Genomic DNA, 16,318 nt, shown 5'->3' with positions numbered 1-16,318 from the left:
ATTCGATATTAACCCCTCAATATCCTTCAACGTTGAGTTTAAATGCTGACCCATAAGATATTATTCCTATTATTCAATACTAGAGCTAAGATTTATCCAGCCTTGTTCATCTAATTGACCTGACTCAAGTCTATCAAAATTAACGCAACTTACAGAAGCAAGCATTTTACTTATGAACTCAGATTCAGTTTGAGATAAATCGATATACAAAACTATTCCATCATTAAGTAATGATATATTCTCTGCTATATTTCGTAGTAAAGTAGACTTCCCCATAGCAGGACGACGGGCAATAATATGGAGACCAGTACCAAATCCACCTGTTTTTTCATCTAATTCAAAATATCCTGTACTGAGGTGTGTGTTTTCTTGGGATTTCTCAAATTTCTCTCTACTTCAGAAATAGCTGACTCCAATAAATCGCTTGAAGTTAATAATTTCATATTTACCGTCCCCATCAAAATAACTTTAATGCATAGTCACTCAAAAATTTGAAATATTCATACCACGATATATCTGACTTTATCATAACAAACAAAACCGGCCAGAGCCGGTTTCTATGGTTAGTGGACAGAATCACACTTCGGTAACCAGTCTGTCTCGCAGTCCTCACTGAGTTCGAGGTTAGTTTGCATCCCTTGTTTGGTTTTTCTTTTTAACAGCGCTAATCCATATTCCCGTAGTATCTGTGGCAACGCCAATCCAAAGGCAGTGAGAGTCATCGGTTTTAAGTGCCCACGTGCCTCCATAAACGACAGGTATGCGTGATACAGGTATTTACGTGGGTTACGCGGGATAATGTTGCCATTCCCCATATAGAGACCATTAGCTTCCGCACTGGCCAGCAAATACCCGCAAAAATCGACTAATGGGTCAGAGTTGCGCTTAACCTCCAATGCTTCATCTGAGTTTTGCTGTTCCTGTAGTAGCTTTCTGGCATCTCCAGGGTTAGCAAATCGCTGCATCAGATACCGGACTATCACTGACAGTTCGCTCTCGATTTTGCTTTTCATCTGAGGATCTCGCTCATTTACCGGAATAACCTCAGGAAAAGAAAGGATCACCCGACGGCGAGATACACCTCCGCTGCGATCGCTAAAACGTATGGGGTTATTGTTTACCGCCAAAATTACCGCAGGGATACTGGTGGAGTAGGCATCTTTATATTTCGGGTCAACCATCACAGCGTCCCCGCCAGTAATGGCTTTTATCCCCGCCCCATCACCACTCCATTTCTCCTGATCTGGTAAGATAATCAGAGAGTAACCCACAATAGCGGAGCGTTCGCGTGAGGATTCAATGGTGCTAATAGTGGCAGCAGTGGTGTTGTCTTTCCCTGCGAGCAAAGTCGCAATTTCCGCCATCACACTTTTACCGCTACCTCCGGGGCCAGTGACTTCAAGAAAAAGTTGCCAGTCATAGCGGTTGGCCAAGACCATAAAGAAAGCCGCTAATATTCGCTGACGTTTCTCTTCACGACCACTGGCTGCGCGATCCAACCACTGCCAGAAATACGGCGCATGCTCCGGTAAATTCTCACCTTCTTTATACGTCGTATAATCCACATTATTGACCGTGCGTAACCAGTATTCTTTTCTATGTGGAGAGAATTGCCCTGTGACCGTATTAAAAACCCCATTACGAAAACCTATCAGGTGGCGAGCGGGTTCTTTCTGAACGGGAATAATCAGCTTAAGTGTATCCAGAACGCCACTAATACCCGCTGCCGAGAATGGCGCGCGTATTTTCTGGAAGAGCGCGGCCACTTCACGACTTAAGATCCTAAAAGGTAATATCTTCCATGCACCGTTTTCATACTGATAAAAGGTTTCCCCAAAAGCATCGATGGCCAGTCGATCATTATAATGCTCAGCAATTAACGCCGCTTTTTCGCTGGCACTCATCGCCTTAAAATCGGCTTCACTCAGGCTATCAAAAGGGCTGGTTTCTCCCCGTTGACAAAATGCGTGCAACAAATTTGCCGTTTCCACGGCACCCCGGGCCTGATAAATGTCATTCCAGTCACCATTGATGGGAGGTAAAGCAGCAACACCATTACTAACTTTAGCCGCTTCTTCGGCTTTAATTTGTCCAGTTCCGTTATCATCCCGATCCGCAGCGATTAATAGCGGCTTCGCCGGATACTGTTCACGCAACTGCGCCGCCAGTAAAGGGAGATTATTCGCGCTCAGTGCCACATAGACATCATCACCGGTAAGTTGATGTACCGTGAGTCCGGTTGCATAACCCTCAGCTAACCAAATCATCCCAGATACTGATGTGGCGGCGGAAAATAAGTGAAATGCCCCTTTTACCTGTCCTCCGGGCAAGGTTCGCTTATCACCGTTGGCATTAATCAGCTGAATATTCACCAGTTCCCCTGATAACGTGCTCAAGGGCACGATCAGGTCGCCACGACAATAAGTCACCCCTGCAATCTGGCGTTCATTCTCTTGCAAGGTCAGGCATTGATATTCAGGCCACCCCTTATTAGCGAGATAAGAATTATTGGCACTCCGACAGGCTTGGTTAACCAGTGAGCACGCCAGTTGGGTCGCGCGCTGCCGTTGCTGGTGCTTATCATCATGATCGGTGATGTGAGTTGCTAAAGGCTCCTGATGGCCGATTAGGGCTGTTACCTGCCCGGCAGCCTGTTTTGCCGTGATAGCCAATGCTTTTTCAACCAGAGACAACCCATCTCCTGCACCGCACCGATTACAAATCCATGTACCACGCCCATTGAGATCATCAAATCGGAACCGATCCTTGCCGCCGCATATCGGACAGGCAGTATGTTGCCCACTGACAGCAACCGGAATGCCTAAACGCGGCAGTAAACTTTTCCACTGACCTTGAGCGGCCTGCACAGCCTTAGAAACGGAGTAAATCGTCACCGTGTGGCTCCTCAATAGTAAGTTGTCAGCGATTGCGTTGCTGTATTTTGAGTACAGCAAATACTGTCCATAATAACTTCACCCAACAGAGTGAGCCGGGGAATGTGGGTAAGTACATCAGAGCTCACCATATCGCGTAAGGCAGAACAGGCGATTTCCGTCCCGACCTCCGGACCAAACTCATGGACAAAGAAGGTCTCTATTTGCTGAGTAATCTCATGTTGCAAAGAATCAAGGGTGCACAGGTTTTCCATACCATCAGCCGCGCAAGCCGCAAGATAGGTCTGTGCCACTGCTCGGCAATAAACCGCAATACGTACGTCCACAGGATAAGAGGATTGATTGGGTGTATTCATAGGACACCGGCCTCCTGCTCTTCGAGGATAAATACGCGATCTTCACAAGCCGCGATCACTTGGCTCATATTGTCAGTCAGCACAGCCACCATCGACATGATGGATTCACACTGTATCGCCGTTAACTGCATATCAAGGCAGCGCTGAGACTCCAACAGAGAAAGGAAAAGCTGGCCGACATTTCTCACATGCTGCAATTGTTCGAATTCTTTGAGGGTAATTTGATAAACAGACTTATTTTTCATAACAGCCTCCGGTGGCAGGCAAGCGGCCAGCAAAGGAGAGGATATATTCGTGAGCTAACTGACGACGTGCCGCATATTCATTGCAGGCAAGCGTACGTAACATGTGGATTTGGGCATGAGGATCATTTCGGCGAATAGCCGCAAACAGAAAGACAATTTTTTGACGTGATGTGATGAGGGTTGTAGCCATAATGGCAGCCTCCAATAAGTATTGGTCATTGCTACCACCGAAGTTTCCACGCTTATGGGTGGTAGCCCAGACGGGGGTGGAAATACCGGCCTTATTGGAAACCGGCCTGACCGAAGTCAGCCCCGCCTGAGCCACCATTGCTAGGTATGCGAGACGATTGATAAACCATCGCACTAAAAATAGGTGCACCAAGGCTACGACATAAAAAAACACGCCTGGCGCGTGTTGTGTCGCCAATAAGTCACTCGGGTTTCCACGCCCGGCTGTCGATTTTGCGACAGCCCAAAAACTATAAATCAGTAAACTGGGTGAGAAAAGTATTTTTTGTCGCATTTAACTTAACTGCTCAGGATATGATCGGAGAGAAGCGGAGTTGTTTAAACTCATTGCGATATATTTGGCAGCTTAAAATCAGCTGCCAAAAAGTCCGGTTAAGATGACACGCCTTCATTTCGGGCAGCGATACGCTCATTCATCCATGCCGTTATTTCGGAAGCTAACCACGCGACATTTTTTCCCCCAATCGAGAACTGAGCGGGAAACTGTTTACGACCAATAAGCTCGTAAATCGTTGAACGAGGCAGGCCGGTAGTATGGATAACTTCGGGTAAACGCATAAAGCGATCATTAGGATAAGGCTGTGATGCAGAAGGCGTATTTTGTGCAATAGAAAGCATGTTGCTACCTCTTTCTTTGTTCATTTAGCTCTTACCGTTTCCGGCTGATTTCTGTTGGTAGCAAGTCATTATGAGAATTTTTTTACTGATGACAACAAGCTGAACTTGTTATAAATAAGTCTATTGTCGGACAAATAATCACCAATTTATCTTTATTGGTACGATAGAAAACGATTGTTATTGAATATCTGTTTCACAGAGAAATATTGATTGATAACGCAAATCGATCCTCTGATAAAAATAGGAATAAACATTTAACTCTGGCTAGCCAAAGAAAAAGGTGGCGTTTAATAAGGTGGATACTGATGAACACTCAGTGATGAGTTATTTTAAACTATACACCTCATAATTTATTGAGATGACATAATTTTCTTAACAGTGAAGAGTGGTGAATAGTTTTATTAAAAATACCAATTGCTACCCTGCTTACTAACCAACCATCGCGACAAAAATTCATGTTGTTTCTCCTACTGTAGAGAGTGCTTTGCTTGAGACCGTGATCGCCAGCCAGCACAATGCTTGGGTATTAGCCAAAATGGGATCAAGTCATGAAACTGAACGAATCGCATCCAATTAACCCACTTCTTAATACTTTTATAGCGGCTAAAGCCACCCATTTGGAAAATGTTAAGAAATTAAATGAATTACAGGCCTCAATTACTCGATGCCAACAGCAGCAGCAAGAGGCGGAAAATGACAGCCAACAAGCTGAAAATAGCTGGCGAAAACTATTCCGTAAACTGCGTGGAGAAATGACTGAAGAATTACAATCTCAACATGCGGCACGTATTGCAAAACGAGAGCTAGCAAAAGAATTTGCCGGGTTGATTGAAGAAATAAAACTGGATGAGTCATTAGCAAAATTATATTGCTGTTCCTCCGCTAAAGAATATCAACAAGCCCATAAAGAGGCGATCCTTGCTTATGCTGATATGGAAATGAAAACCGCACTTGAAAATCTGTCACAAGAAATCATCCGTGCCGCTAAGATAAAAATAACTGCCTACAAAATGTATGGTTCACGTCCAGCAACAGAGATATTAAATGGAGTAAAAGATCACCTGATAGACATAGCCTCTAAATTTGAATTAGATATGGAAAAAGAACCCGTATTATCAGAACTAAAATTACATCAACCTGCTTTAGAGGGTGTTGATGACGAATTATATAACAGCCCAATAAAACGGACACGGTTAGCGCTTTCCGTTAAGGAAAAGCGCAAAAAACTCGGCTTAAACTGAAACCTGATTCTCTGCTCAAAATCTCCCTTTACTCACACCAACATCCCCGCCTGCCTGCGGGGTTTACCCCATCACTGATACATATTCCTTTTCTGGCTAGCAAACACCCTAATGCGGCTGTTCAAACGCACAATCTGGGCATGCATGCTTAGGGTGCATGATTTTGCATGCAAAAATAGAGCGAAGTATTCATGCGCATTCCCAGTTCTGGCGCGCCCTGAGAGCCATAATGCACCTGCATGAAAAACGACCTATAAAGCGGGCAGGCGAGGCGGGGGTAGCATTGCGCGCGTTTAAATATATTTAAAATTAATGATACATAACAAAATCTAACTAACTAAGTGGAAAAAAAATGGAAAAGTACTTATAACTGAGAAGCGAACAAAAATTTCATATGGTTGCATGTATGTGGGGTAATAATGAAAATAAATAAAATAACAGAAATAATCAAGAATAATAATTCCATATTAATAAAGGGAGTAACACACCAATCTTTATATGAAAATAACACCCCACCTCCAACTGAACTTATAATTGGGCTGGTTTGCTCAGTTGGGACAAATTTAGAAAACATCACTTCAAAAATTAAAGAACGATTATCCTTATATGATTTCGACTTTTCTGAAATTCGCATATCTACTGACATAATTGATAATATAACTGGCGCTGATGATTATAAGAATAACTATCAAAGAATAGATAAGTTGATGTCGAAAGGAAACAAATTAAGACAGGAAAGTGAATGTAATTATATATTGGCTTTAGGTGCTATATCTAAAATAAATGAAATAAGAAAAAAGACGACTTTACCCTACAGTAAAAAAGGGATTGCTTATGTGATTAACTCTATTAAACACCCAGAGGAAGTTCATGAACTACGAAAAGTCTACGGTTCCGGATTTCTACTATTTGGTGTTTTCTCTGATAAAAAAAGAAGATTAGACAATCTAACTTTAAATAAAGGAATCGAACAAGAGGATGCTGAAAAATTAATTGAGAGAGATGAGGAGGAAGATTCAGGACATGGACAGCATACTCGTGACACATTCCATTTGGCTGATTTTTTCTTAAATCAAGATGGGCGAGATGACAAGTTAAATAATGATATAAAAAGAATATTTGATTTATTATTTGGTAACCCATTCATCACGCCCACCTTTGACGAATTTGCTATGTATATGGCATTTTCTTCCGCTCTAAGATCTGCTGATTTATCAAGACAGGTAGGTGCGGTTCTTGCGAAAAACCATACTATAATATCAACAGGTGCGAATGATGTTCCAAGGTTTGGGGGAGGATTATATTGGCCTAACTTTGATCAAGAAAAAGAAAAATTTGAAGATTTCCCAGACGGAAGAGATTATGTCAGAGGGTTTGATTCAAATGCTATGCAGAAAAAACAAATTGTAGAGGATATTTTAAAAAACATTCCTAAAAGCTCCAAAGAAAAAATAAAAAAAATACTTAATAACAGTTTAATTCAAGATATTACTGAGTATGGTCGAGTTGTACATGCTGAAATGGAAGCAATACTAGCATGTGCCAGATCAAATATAAGCACTTATGATTCATCTATCTATTGTACAACTTTCCCATGCCATAATTGTGCTAAACATATTATTGCATCTGGAATAAAAAGAGTTATTTATATTGAGCCATATCCTAAAAGTAAAGCTTATGAATTTCATGCTGAATCAATATCTACTGATAATATTTCAACTGAAAAAGTAATATTTGAGCCTTTTATTGGAATTGGTCCTAGAGTTTTCTTTAATTTGTTTTCTTTAGTTAATGGGAATGGTAATAGAATAAAAAGAAAGAATAAAGATGGTACTGTCGTAGAATGGGATGAAAAGAATACATCACTAAGAATTTCTCTTTTACCTGTATCTTACTTGGAAAGAGAAGAAATTTCTGTTAACTTATTCGGAAATATTATAGGAGTTTAAAATGATTGAGGAAAATAGCTTTATTAAACATATAGTTGAGACTAGAAAAATCGTTTCTCAATGGCCTAAGTGGAAACGAAATTTACTTGAAGAAGCGGACTTTTCAGTAAAAACATTGAACCCTATAAATATAGCAAAACTTCAACCATCTACAAATCAAAAAAAATAACGAATAAAGCCCCACCAAGGGGCTTTTAAAATTTTATACGTTATTTAACATATCAGCATACCACTGCAACATATCCCTACGTTTTTCAAGATACTGCGCATGATTATAAGTACCGCGAATACTATTCTTATCAACGTGAGCCAATTGTAGCTCTATCCATGCACTATCATAGCCTTGCTCATGCAAAATCGTTGACATGGTATGTCTAAATCCGTGACCCGTCGCACGGCCTTTATAACCCAGTAATTCAATGACCTGATTTACGGTTTCTTTACTTATAGGCTTTTTACGGTCATTTCGTCCAATAAAAATATAAGGATAATGTCCGGTGATAGGTAAGAGCTGTTTAAATAGCGCTATAACCTGCGTAGACAACGGCACGATATGAGGGCGACGCATCTTCATTCGTTCTGCTGGAATCTCCCACAAGCCGCTCTCAAGATCGATTTCCTGCCAAGTAGCAAAACGCATTTCCTTAGTTCGTACACCCGTTAACATAAGTATCTTCGCGGCGTTCTTGGTTATAATGCTGCCGGTATAACCCTCTAGATCACGAATAAAATATGGCATCTCTTCGGCAGACAAGAACGGGTAATGCTGTTTCTTTGGCGTACTTAATGCGCTGGCAAGGTCAGGGGCGGGATTATATGCAGCCCGACCGGTAATAATGGCATAACGAAATACTTCCCCGCAGCGCTGACGTACTTTGCGCGTTTTTTCTAACGCTCCACGCTTTTCGATACGTTGAAGCACATCAAGTAACTCCAGCGGTGTGATTTCTGCAATTGGCCGTTTACCAATATACGGAAATATATCCGCCTCAAAGGTACTCATGATTTCTTCCCTATATCCCAAAGACCAACGATCCGCTTTAGCTTTATGCCACTCACGGCTAATGGCCTCAAAAGAGTTTTCCGATGAAAGCCGCTGCGCTAACTTCTCAGCCTTTTTCACCTCTGCGGGATCTGTTCCATCTGCAACCAGTTTACGTGCCATATCTCGCTTAGAGCGAGCCTCAGCAAGGGATATCAAGTCATAAGTCCCTAATGACATTAATCGGGCTTTACCGGCAAAACGATAGCGAAAGCGCCACCCTTTGCTGCCGTTAGGTTCAATTAAGAGTGATAGCCCTTGCCCGTCACTCAGGGTATAGGCTTTTTCTTGTGGTTTAGCACGGCGAATCTGGATATCGGAAAGTGGCATGTGTATAGCTCAAAAAAGTATAGGGTAATTCTATACCCTTTACTATACACAATTGTTACGGATTTAGAGAGATAAGCTCGGACACCTACGGACAATAAAATGCTATATCTATTGGTTTTACTGGGGTTTTTAGGACTTTTGGGGAGTAATACGGAAGAGTTTTGGCGGAAGATCACAGGAGTCGAACCTGCCAGGGACCGCTGGCGGCCCCATCTGGATTTGAAGTCCAGCCGCCCCACCGGGGACGATGATCTTCCAGAGAAGATACGAGTGTAAGGCGGTGATTATAGCGTGTTTATTATATGGTGCTATTCATTCAATAGGCATGATGAATAAATTCCCTCGTCATGCGGAATCTAACGTCATCATCTGTGGTTTAAAAACGACTAATAACTGACCTCGCCATACTTATCACGATGCTCTTTTGGCGTGATTGAATAGCCTTTTTTGAAGACCGAATAGAAGTATTGCAGCGATGGATAACCGCACATTTGAGAGATTTCATTGATGGGTAATGAAGTTGCAGACAACAAATTGCGCGCCCGATCGAGCTTTTCTTCATGAATAACACCATGAATAGTCTGCCCAATATCATCTTTGAAGCGCTTTTCCAGGTTTGAGCGCGACATCCCTACTGCATCCAGCACCTGTTCAACCTTAATCCCCTTGCAGGCATGATGGCGGATATAGTGCATCGCCTGAATCACGGCCGGATCGCGTAATGAGCGAAAATCTGTCGAACGCCGCGCCATCACTTTCACCGGTGGCACCAGAATACGCTGCAACGGCGCAGCTTCTTGTTGTTTCTGGCGCTGATTAAGACGCTGATGCAATAACTTAGCCGCACGATAGCCCATCTGCCGCGTCCCCTGCACCACCGACGAAAGTGCCACTCGCGATAAATAGCGGGTTAGTTCTTCATTATCAATACCAATCACACTCAATTTCTCTGGCACTGCAATATCCAGATGCTCGCACACTTGCAATAAATGGCGCGCCCGCGCGTCAGTGACAGCAATAATTCCTGTCTGATGTGGCAGAGTTTGCACCCAGTCCGCCAACCGATTTTGCGTGTATTGCCAGTTGGCGGGCGCAGTGGCCATCCCCTGATAGACCACTCCTTGATATTGTTCTGCTGCGACTAATTGCCGGAAGGCATACTCTCGCTCCTGCGCCCAACGTTTATCACTACTGGCTGGCAAACCATAAAAAGCAAAACGGTTTAAACCCTTCTCTTTCAGATGCATAAATGCCGCCTCAACCAGAGCAGAGTTATCCGTTGCAATATAATCTACTGCCGGATAATCCTCTGGCTGATGATAAGATCCCCCTACGCCGATAATCGGAACATCAACATTCACCAGCAGTTGCTCTATCTGCCGATCATCAAAATCGGCAATAACACCATCGCCTAACCAATCCCTGATATTCTCAATGCGGCAGCGAAAATCCTCTTCTATAAAGATATCCCAGTCGCACTGTGAGGCCTGCAAATACTCACCGACACCTTCCACCACTTGCCGGTCGTATACTTTGTTAGCATTAAATAACAAGGTTATCCGGTAGCGTTTCTCAAACATGGGAATAGCTCCTGAAATAGGGGGAGGGGTAACAGACAAACCCTAAGGACTTGCAAGGTGAAAGCAGGGTTCGCGCCAGGGAAGGCGCGGCTCGAGCCCCAGGGATGGGTTTACGGCGTCTTTACGATCTGCCTGTTTTCACCACTACAGACACTTTGTCATTAACCTCAGAGATCAATGCAGTATGGCATTGATCTCTTTTTGAAGATGGGATCACACTCGGCGTTTGGTGGCAGAATCCATCCACACTGCCAACAGCAAAATTGCACCTTTGACAATGTACTGCCAGAATGTCGGTACATCTAGCATGCTCATCCCATTGTCGAGAGAAGCCATGATAAATGCCCCCATAACTGCACCCGCCACACTCCCAATCCCACCCGCCAGGCTGGTGCCACCAATGACACAAGCGGCAATCGCATCCAGTTCAGCAATATTACCGGCTGAAGGTGAGCCAGCCCCAAGGCGTGAACTGAGAATCAAACCTGCCATGGCAACCATCAACCCGTTGATAGCAAATACCGCCAGTTTGGTGCGTTCCACATTCACCCCAGACAAGCGCGCGGCATCGATATTGCCGCCAATAGCATAGATCCGGCGGCCAAATGCGGTGCGGGTGGCCAGAAAAATACCCGCCAACATCAATGCCGTGAGGATCAATACCGGCGTAGGAACGCCCCGATAATCATTCAGTAAATATATGGCACCAAGAACGATAACTGCGGTAATAGTTTGGCGAGTAACATCACCTTGTGGCGCGGCAACAGGCAAGCCCAGCCGGATACGATGGCTACGTCGACGCCACTGCCAGGCAACAAATAACATCAGGCCAATTGCGCCAATGCCAAAACCAAGGCCGTTTGGCAGATAACTTTGCCCAATCTGCGACATGGCATTACTGGTAGGTGAAACGGTCGTGCCGTTGGTGATGCCGATTAAAATGCCACGGAAAGCCAGCATTCCCGCCAATGTGACAATAAACGAAGGCACTTTGCGATAAGCAACCCACCAACCATTCCATGCGCCAAGCACCAGCCCCAATCCCAGAGTAACCACAATGGTCAGAGGGAGCGGCCAACCGAGCCACACATCAAAAATGGCTGCCGCACCGCCCAATAACCCCATCATCGAGCCTACAGACAAATCAATTTCGGCCGAAATAATGACAAATACCATCCCCACCGCCAAAATGCCGGTGATCGCCGTTTGTCGCAGTAAATTCGAGATATTCCTGGCGCTGAGATAGGCCCCTTCGGTGGTAAAAGTGAAAAACAGCATAATCACGGCAATAGCCGCCAACATGACAAAAACTTGTAAATTAACCGATTTTAGTCGGAATAATGGCTTTTTATCGCCATTTTCGGGTGTGTTCACTTCAGTTTGATTAGCTTGCGACATGGGTTTCACTCCTGAGTGCGGCTTCCATGACCTTCTCTTGCGTCAGATTATGGTTAATGAGATCGGCTTTGATGCGCCCTTGATGCATGACCAGCACCCGATCACTTAATCCCAAGACCTCCGGTAGTTCAGAGGAAATCACAATGACCGCAATCCCCTGCTGAACTAATTGATTGATAAGTTTATATATTTCATATTTTGCACCAATATCGATACCGCGCGTCGGTTCATCGAGAATCAAAATTCGTGGGTTCAGTAGCAAGCATTTGGCAAGAATAGCTTTTTGCTGATTACCCCCACTGAGTCGGGCAATGGCCAGCTCAGAAGAGGAGGTTTTCACCTTTAATCGAGCCAGGGACTGCTCAATAGTTGATTGTTCTTTTGCATCATCCAACACACTGAAAGAGCCGGTGAAGTCATCTAGCGCAGCCAGTGTGATATTAGCCCCCACCCCCATAACCGGTACGATGCCGTCTTTCTTACGATCTTCTGGCACCATGGCAATTCCAAGTTTCATGGCTTGTTGGCAATTACTGATGGTCACAGCTTTACCATCAATAAATATCTCGCCTTGCCAGCGGCCAGGATAAACACCGAATAAGCATTGTACTGTTTCTGTTCGGCCAGACCCCACTAGCCCAGCGACACCTAATATCTCCCCGCGTTTTAAAGAGAAAGAGACATCATCCACTCGCCGGATATGGCGGTTTACCGGGTGCCAGGCACAGATATTTTCTACGCGCAGAATTTCCTCACCAATGTGGTGGGCTTCGTGTGGATAGAGTTCTTTCAGTTCACGGCCCACCATCATGGCGATGATGTCATCTTCACTCATGGTCGCCGCAGAGCGAGTGCCTATATGGCGGCCATCGCGGATCACACAGATATGATCTGATATCGCTTTCACTTCATTCAATTTGTGCGAGATATAGATGCAGGCAATACCGTGATTGCGTAGATCACGGATAATATCCAGCAAAATAGCCGTTTCACTTTCGGTTAAAGAAGCGGTCGGTTCATCCAGTACCAGCAACCGAACTTGTTTGTTCAGCGCTTTGGCAATTTCAACCAATTGCTGCTGCCCAAGCCCCAATTCACCTACCGGGGTATGAGGGTCTACCACCAGTTTGACCTGTGCCAACATCCGTTGGCAGCGCAGGTACATGGCGTCGTAATCCATAATGCCAAAACGCCCCCATTCGGAGCCGAGAAACATATTTTCCAGCACAGACATTTGCTTCACCAATGCTAATTCCTGATGAATTATCGCGATGCCTTTTTGTTCGGTTTCACGAATATTTTTGGCCTGAAGTGTTTCCCCTGAGAAAATGATTTCCCCCTGATAGGAACCTACGGGGTAAATACCACATAACACTTTCATTAATGTGGACTTTCCAGAGCCATTTTCGCCACATAAAGATAATACTTGCCCGGCTTCCAATGTCAGGCTGATATTATCTACCGCCTTAACGACACCGAACTGCTTGGTAATTTCTTTCATTTCTAGCAGGTAGGGCATAATTCCCTCCATATATCTTTTATGCCAGGGGTTGCAGCATGATTAGCTACAACCCCAATGACTTCGGATATATTCAACAACGAAAAAATAATTAGTAAATGTCTGATTTCTTGTGGAAGCCATCTGCGATAATTGTGCTATCGATATTATTTTTATCTACCTGAATCGGCGTTAACAAATAGGCGGGGACATCTTTGATACCATTATTTAATTTACTGTTTGCTTTTGGTTCTTCGCCTTTACCCAAACTTACCGCAATTTCCGCCGCATCGTTGGCTAATTTACTGATCGGTTTATATACCGTCATAGTTTGGGTGCCAGCAACAATACGCTTTATCGCCGCTAAATCAGCATCCTGTCCAGAAATAGCTACTTTACCCGCCAAACCTTGTGCTGCTAACGCCTGAATAGCCCCACCAGCGGTGGCATCATTAGACGCCACGACAGCATCAATCTTGTTATTGTTAGCTGTTAGCGCATTCTCCATGATTTTTAAGGCATTTTCAGGTAACCAGGCATCAACCCACTGATCACCGACAATTTTTATTTTTCCTTCTTTTATCAATGGATTGAGTACTGTCATCTGCCCCTGACGGAACAACTTGGCATTATTGTCTACCGGCGAACCGCCCATCAGGAAATAATTACCTTGTGGCACGCGTTCAACCAGACTTTTAGCTTGTAATTCACCTACTTTTTCATTATCGAAAGAGATATAAAAGTCAATATCAGCATTATTTATCATACGGTCATAAGCTAATACTTTTATTCCTTCCCGTTTTGCTTCGGCGATGACATTACTTAATACTTGCCCGTTATAAGGAATAATAACCAAGACATCGACACCACGGTTAATCATATTCTCAATCTGCGACATTTGAGTTTCTTCATTACCATTCGCTGATTGAACAAATACTTTAGCGCCGAGAGACTCAGCCTTGTTAACAAAAATATCGCGGTCTTTCTGCCAACGTTCAAGGCGAAGATCGTCTATTGCCATACCAATTTTAATTTCTTTACTGAATCCGGGCTGGCTAAACATGACCAGAGCGGCACATGCGGAGAGTAAAATGTTCTTAAATTTCATCTTTCAGTACCTTTCTTATTGTGCAAGCAGGGTAAGAGAAACGGTAAACATCAACTACAATAGGGATTGTTGTCGCTTATTTGCACATCGGCAATTACAGATTTTTATCCGCTAATTATGTTTTTTGGTTTAATGTTAATTTTATGATAACGATCATGTTTTCTTTCCTACAAAATGCATAATTCCAGTAAGAGATGTTATCCCGACAATGAATATTAGAGATCCTCTATAATTAATCGTGTATTTATGAGATCTACACCACAATTAATAATTCTCTGAATTTAAGTGTGAAATAACGTAATTGAGAGAATAACAAACAACTCCGAAGATAAAAGCTCACCAGCCCGATAATGCGGGTCAGCTTCCAAGGAGTATTGCATGTCATCTTATTTTGATAAATTAGAACAAGTGCGTTACGAAGGCAGCCAGAGCTCTAACCCACTGGCATTTCATCACTACAATCCGGATGAAATTATCCTTGGTAAGCGAATGGCCGACCACCTAAGGTTCGCTGCCTGTTACTGGCATACCTTCTGCTGGGGCGGAGCGGATATGTTCGGCAGCAATGCTTTTGAGCGCCCATGGCAACAATCGGGAGATGCATTGGCTTTGGCAAAACGTAAAGCTGATGTGGCTTTTGAATTCTTTCATAAACTGAATGTGCCTTATTACTGCTTCCACGATGTGGATGTTTCTCCAGAAGGCGCGTCATTAAAAGAATATTTAAATAATTTTGCCGTCATGACTGATGTATTAGCTGAGAAGCAAGAAAATAGCGGCGTAAAATTATTATGGGGCACCGCCAACTGCTTCACCCATCCGCGCTACGGTGCTGGTGCCGCAACTAATCCAGACCCAGAAGTCTTTAGCTGGGCGGCAACCCAAGTTTTTACCGCCATGAATGCCACCCAAAAACTCGGAGGTGAAAACTATGTATTGTGGGGCGGGCGCGAAGGTTATGAAACACTGTTAAATACAGATTTACGGCAAGAACGTGAGCAAATTGGCCGCTTTATGCAGATGGTCGTCGAACATAAACACAAGACTGGCTTCCAGGGCACATTGTTGATCGAGCCAAAACCCCAAGAGCCGACTAAGCATCAGTATGATTATGATGTGGCTACAGTTTATGGCTTCCTCAAACAGTTTGGTCTGGAAAAAGAGATTAAAGTTAACATTGAAGCTAACCATGCCACTTTGGCTGGGCACTCTTTCCATCATGAGATTGCCAGTGCAATTGCATTAGGTATTTTCGGTTCGGTGGATGCTAACCGTGGCGACCCACAACTGGGGTGGGATACCGACCAGTTCCCGAACAGTGTGGAAGAAAATGCGTTGGTGATGTTTGAAATCCTCAAAGCGGGTGGTTTTACTACCGGTGGACTGAATTTTGATGCCAAAGTTCGTCGCCAAAGCACAGACAAATATGACCTGTTCTATGGTCATATTGGGGCGATGGACACCATGGCTTTAGCACTGAAGATTGCAGCAAAAATGATTGAAGATGGCCAGTTGGATCAGTTGGTTGCTAAACGTTATGCCGGTTGGAATACCGAATTGGGGCAACAAATCCTAAAAGGTAAAATGTCGCTGGAAGATTTAGCGCGCTATGCCGAGCAACATAATCTGAACCCACACCATCAAAGCGGGCATCAAGAACTGCTGGAAAATAGGGTTAACCGCTATATCTTCGGCTGATAAACCCCGAAAGCCAAATGAAGGGGAAACGTGCCGTTGGGGTCGCTCTTAGTTTCAAATACAAGTGCGTAAGCCACCGAAGTGCCCCTAGGCACGGTCAACCCTTCACTCT

Annotated in this window: 14 protein-coding genes, 1 tRNA gene and 2 pseudogenes; 4 read left to right on the top strand and 13 right to left on the bottom strand. The window is 43.9% G+C overall.

Annotation, left to right across the window (positions count from 1 at the left end; genetic code table 11):
* Positions 1 to 69: 69 nt before the first annotated feature.
* The 7 genes and pseudogenes from FTB31_RS21585 to FTB31_RS12345 all read right to left on the bottom strand — a co-directional run.
* Positions 70 to 345 (bottom strand): annotated as a pseudogene (locus FTB31_RS21585) (DnaB-like helicase C-terminal domain-containing protein); the annotation flags it as partial.
* Positions 346 to 563: 218 nt separating this feature from the next.
* Entirely contained in the window at positions 564 to 2,894 is a 2,331-nt protein-coding gene (locus FTB31_RS12365) for a phage/plasmid primase, P4 family (RefSeq protein WP_227731424.1), read from the bottom strand.
* Between the two features lie 11 nt (positions 2,895 to 2,905).
* On the bottom strand, positions 2,906 to 3,250 hold the full coding sequence (locus FTB31_RS12360; RefSeq protein WP_227731423.1) for a DUF5375 family protein: 345 nt from the start codon (positions 3,248 to 3,250) through the stop codon (positions 2,906 to 2,908).
* Positions 3,247 to 3,495 carry a hypothetical protein gene (locus tag FTB31_RS12355; protein ID WP_227731422.1) on the bottom strand — a complete coding sequence of 83 codons (249 nt, stop codon included), beginning with the start codon at positions 3,493 to 3,495 and terminating at the stop codon, positions 3,247 to 3,249. Before FTB31_RS12355 ends, FTB31_RS12360 begins: the two co-directional genes overlap by 4 nt.
* Positions 3,485 to 3,685 (bottom strand): host cell division inhibitor Icd-like protein, encoded by a 201-nt coding sequence (locus tag FTB31_RS21580; RefSeq protein WP_407084059.1) that lies wholly within the window; start codon positions 3,683 to 3,685, stop codon positions 3,485 to 3,487. The genes FTB31_RS12355 and FTB31_RS21580 overlap by 11 nt, the downstream gene beginning before the upstream one ends.
* A gap of 30 nt (positions 3,686 to 3,715) precedes the next feature.
* Positions 3,716 to 4,018 (bottom strand): annotated as a pseudogene (locus tag FTB31_RS21575) (ash family protein); the annotation flags it as partial.
* Positions 4,019 to 4,116: 98 nt separating this feature from the next.
* A complete protein-coding gene (locus tag FTB31_RS12345) occupies positions 4,117 to 4,362 on the bottom strand; it encodes a helix-turn-helix transcriptional regulator (protein WP_098057410.1) in 246 nt (81 codons plus the stop codon).
* A 548-nt stretch (positions 4,363 to 4,910) separates the two neighbouring features.
* Between FTB31_RS12345 and FTB31_RS12340 the strand changes: the two genes are divergently transcribed.
* The 3 genes from FTB31_RS12340 to FTB31_RS12330 all read left to right on the top strand — a co-directional run bounded on the left by FTB31_RS12340 (position 4,911) and on the right by FTB31_RS12330 (position 7,721).
* Complete coding sequence (locus FTB31_RS12340; protein WP_227731420.1) at positions 4,911 to 5,603, top strand: aldehyde dehydrogenase; 693 nt, start codon at positions 4,911 to 4,913, stop codon at positions 5,601 to 5,603.
* A 419-nt stretch (positions 5,604 to 6,022) separates the two neighbouring features.
* Positions 6,023 to 7,552 (top strand): anti-phage dCTP deaminase, encoded by a 1,530-nt coding sequence (locus tag FTB31_RS12335; RefSeq protein ID WP_227731419.1) that lies wholly within the window; start codon positions 6,023 to 6,025, stop codon positions 7,550 to 7,552.
* 1 nt (position 7,553) lies between these two features.
* Positions 7,554 to 7,721: a hypothetical protein gene (locus tag FTB31_RS12330; RefSeq protein ID WP_227731418.1), complete on the top strand. Its 168-nt coding sequence runs from the start codon at positions 7,554 to 7,556 to the stop codon at positions 7,719 to 7,721.
* Positions 7,722 to 7,754: 33 nt separating this feature from the next.
* Here FTB31_RS12330 and FTB31_RS12325 read toward each other — a convergent pair whose 3' ends face one another.
* From FTB31_RS12325 to xylF, 6 genes are all read right to left on the bottom strand, one after another.
* A complete protein-coding gene (locus FTB31_RS12325; protein ID WP_227731417.1) occupies positions 7,755 to 8,924 on the bottom strand; it encodes a tyrosine-type recombinase/integrase in 1,170 nt (389 codons plus the stop codon).
* Positions 8,925 to 9,086: 162 nt separating this feature from the next.
* A tRNA-Sec gene (locus tag FTB31_RS12320) sits at positions 9,087 to 9,181 on the bottom strand.
* A gap of 129 nt (positions 9,182 to 9,310) precedes the next feature.
* A complete protein-coding gene (gene xylR / locus FTB31_RS12315; protein WP_077175045.1) occupies positions 9,311 to 10,504 on the bottom strand; it encodes a D-xylose utilization transcriptional activator XylR in 1,194 nt (397 codons plus the stop codon).
* 213 nt (positions 10,505 to 10,717) lie between these two features.
* Positions 10,718 to 11,902, bottom strand: a complete 1,185-nt coding sequence (gene xylH / locus FTB31_RS12310; protein WP_077175046.1) for a xylose ABC transporter permease XylH — start codon at positions 11,900 to 11,902, stop codon at positions 10,718 to 10,720.
* Complete coding sequence (locus FTB31_RS12305) at positions 11,889 to 13,421, bottom strand: xylose ABC transporter ATP-binding protein (protein ID WP_227720122.1); 1,533 nt, start codon at positions 13,419 to 13,421, stop codon at positions 11,889 to 11,891. Before FTB31_RS12305 ends, xylH begins: the two co-directional genes overlap by 14 nt.
* A gap of 91 nt (positions 13,422 to 13,512) precedes the next feature.
* Positions 13,513 to 14,508: a D-xylose ABC transporter substrate-binding protein gene (gene xylF / locus FTB31_RS12300; RefSeq protein ID WP_005175009.1), complete on the bottom strand. Its 996-nt coding sequence runs from the start codon at positions 14,506 to 14,508 to the stop codon at positions 13,513 to 13,515.
* 378 nt (positions 14,509 to 14,886) lie between these two features.
* Here xylF and xylA point away from each other — a divergent pair, with 378 nt between their 5' ends.
* Positions 14,887 to 16,206, top strand: a complete 1,320-nt coding sequence (xylA, locus tag FTB31_RS12295; RefSeq protein WP_077294984.1) for a xylose isomerase — start codon at positions 14,887 to 14,889, stop codon at positions 16,204 to 16,206.
* The last annotated feature ends 112 nt before the right edge of the window (positions 16,207 to 16,318 follow it).

The sequence above is a fragment of the Yersinia proxima genome, assembly GCF_902170785.1.
Classification (GTDB): Bacteria; Pseudomonadota; Gammaproteobacteria; order Enterobacterales; family Enterobacteriaceae; genus Yersinia; species Yersinia proxima.
This window is presented reverse-complemented; position numbering and strand designations above follow the sequence as displayed.

Excerpts from the sequence above, each read along its gene's own strand:
- FTB31_RS21580 (WP_407084059.1), bottom strand. The coding sequence starts at position 3,685 with ATGGCTACAACCCTCATCACATCACGTCAAAAAATTGTCTTTCTGTTT.
- FTB31_RS12305 (WP_227720122.1), bottom strand. The coding sequence starts at position 13,421 with ATGCCCTACCTGCTAGAAATGAAAGAAATTACCAAGCAGTTCGGTGTC.
- FTB31_RS12340 (WP_227731420.1), top strand. The coding sequence starts at position 4,911 with ATGAAACTGAACGAATCGCATCCAATTAACCCACTTCTTAATACTTTT.
- xylH (WP_077175046.1), bottom strand. The coding sequence starts at position 11,902 with ATGTCGCAAGCTAATCAAACTGAAGTGAACACACCCGAAAATGGCGAT.
- xylF (WP_005175009.1), bottom strand. The coding sequence starts at position 14,508 with ATGAAATTTAAGAACATTTTACTCTCCGCATGTGCCGCTCTGGTCATG.
- xylA (WP_077294984.1), top strand. The coding sequence starts at position 14,887 with ATGTCATCTTATTTTGATAAATTAGAACAAGTGCGTTACGAAGGCAGC.
- FTB31_RS12335 (WP_227731419.1), top strand. The coding sequence starts at position 6,023 with ATGAAAATAAATAAAATAACAGAAATAATCAAGAATAATAATTCCATA.
- FTB31_RS12330 (WP_227731418.1), top strand. The coding sequence starts at position 7,554 with ATGATTGAGGAAAATAGCTTTATTAAACATATAGTTGAGACTAGAAAA.
- FTB31_RS12360 (WP_227731423.1), bottom strand. The coding sequence starts at position 3,250 with ATGAATACACCCAATCAATCCTCTTATCCTGTGGACGTACGTATTGCG.
- FTB31_RS12355 (WP_227731422.1), bottom strand. The coding sequence starts at position 3,495 with ATGAAAAATAAGTCTGTTTATCAAATTACCCTCAAAGAATTCGAACAA.
- FTB31_RS12325 (WP_227731417.1), bottom strand. The coding sequence starts at position 8,924 with ATGCCACTTTCCGATATCCAGATTCGCCGTGCTAAACCACAAGAAAAA.
- FTB31_RS12345 (WP_098057410.1), bottom strand. The coding sequence starts at position 4,362 with ATGCTTTCTATTGCACAAAATACGCCTTCTGCATCACAGCCTTATCCT.
- xylR (WP_077175045.1), bottom strand. The coding sequence starts at position 10,504 with ATGTTTGAGAAACGCTACCGGATAACCTTGTTATTTAATGCTAACAAA.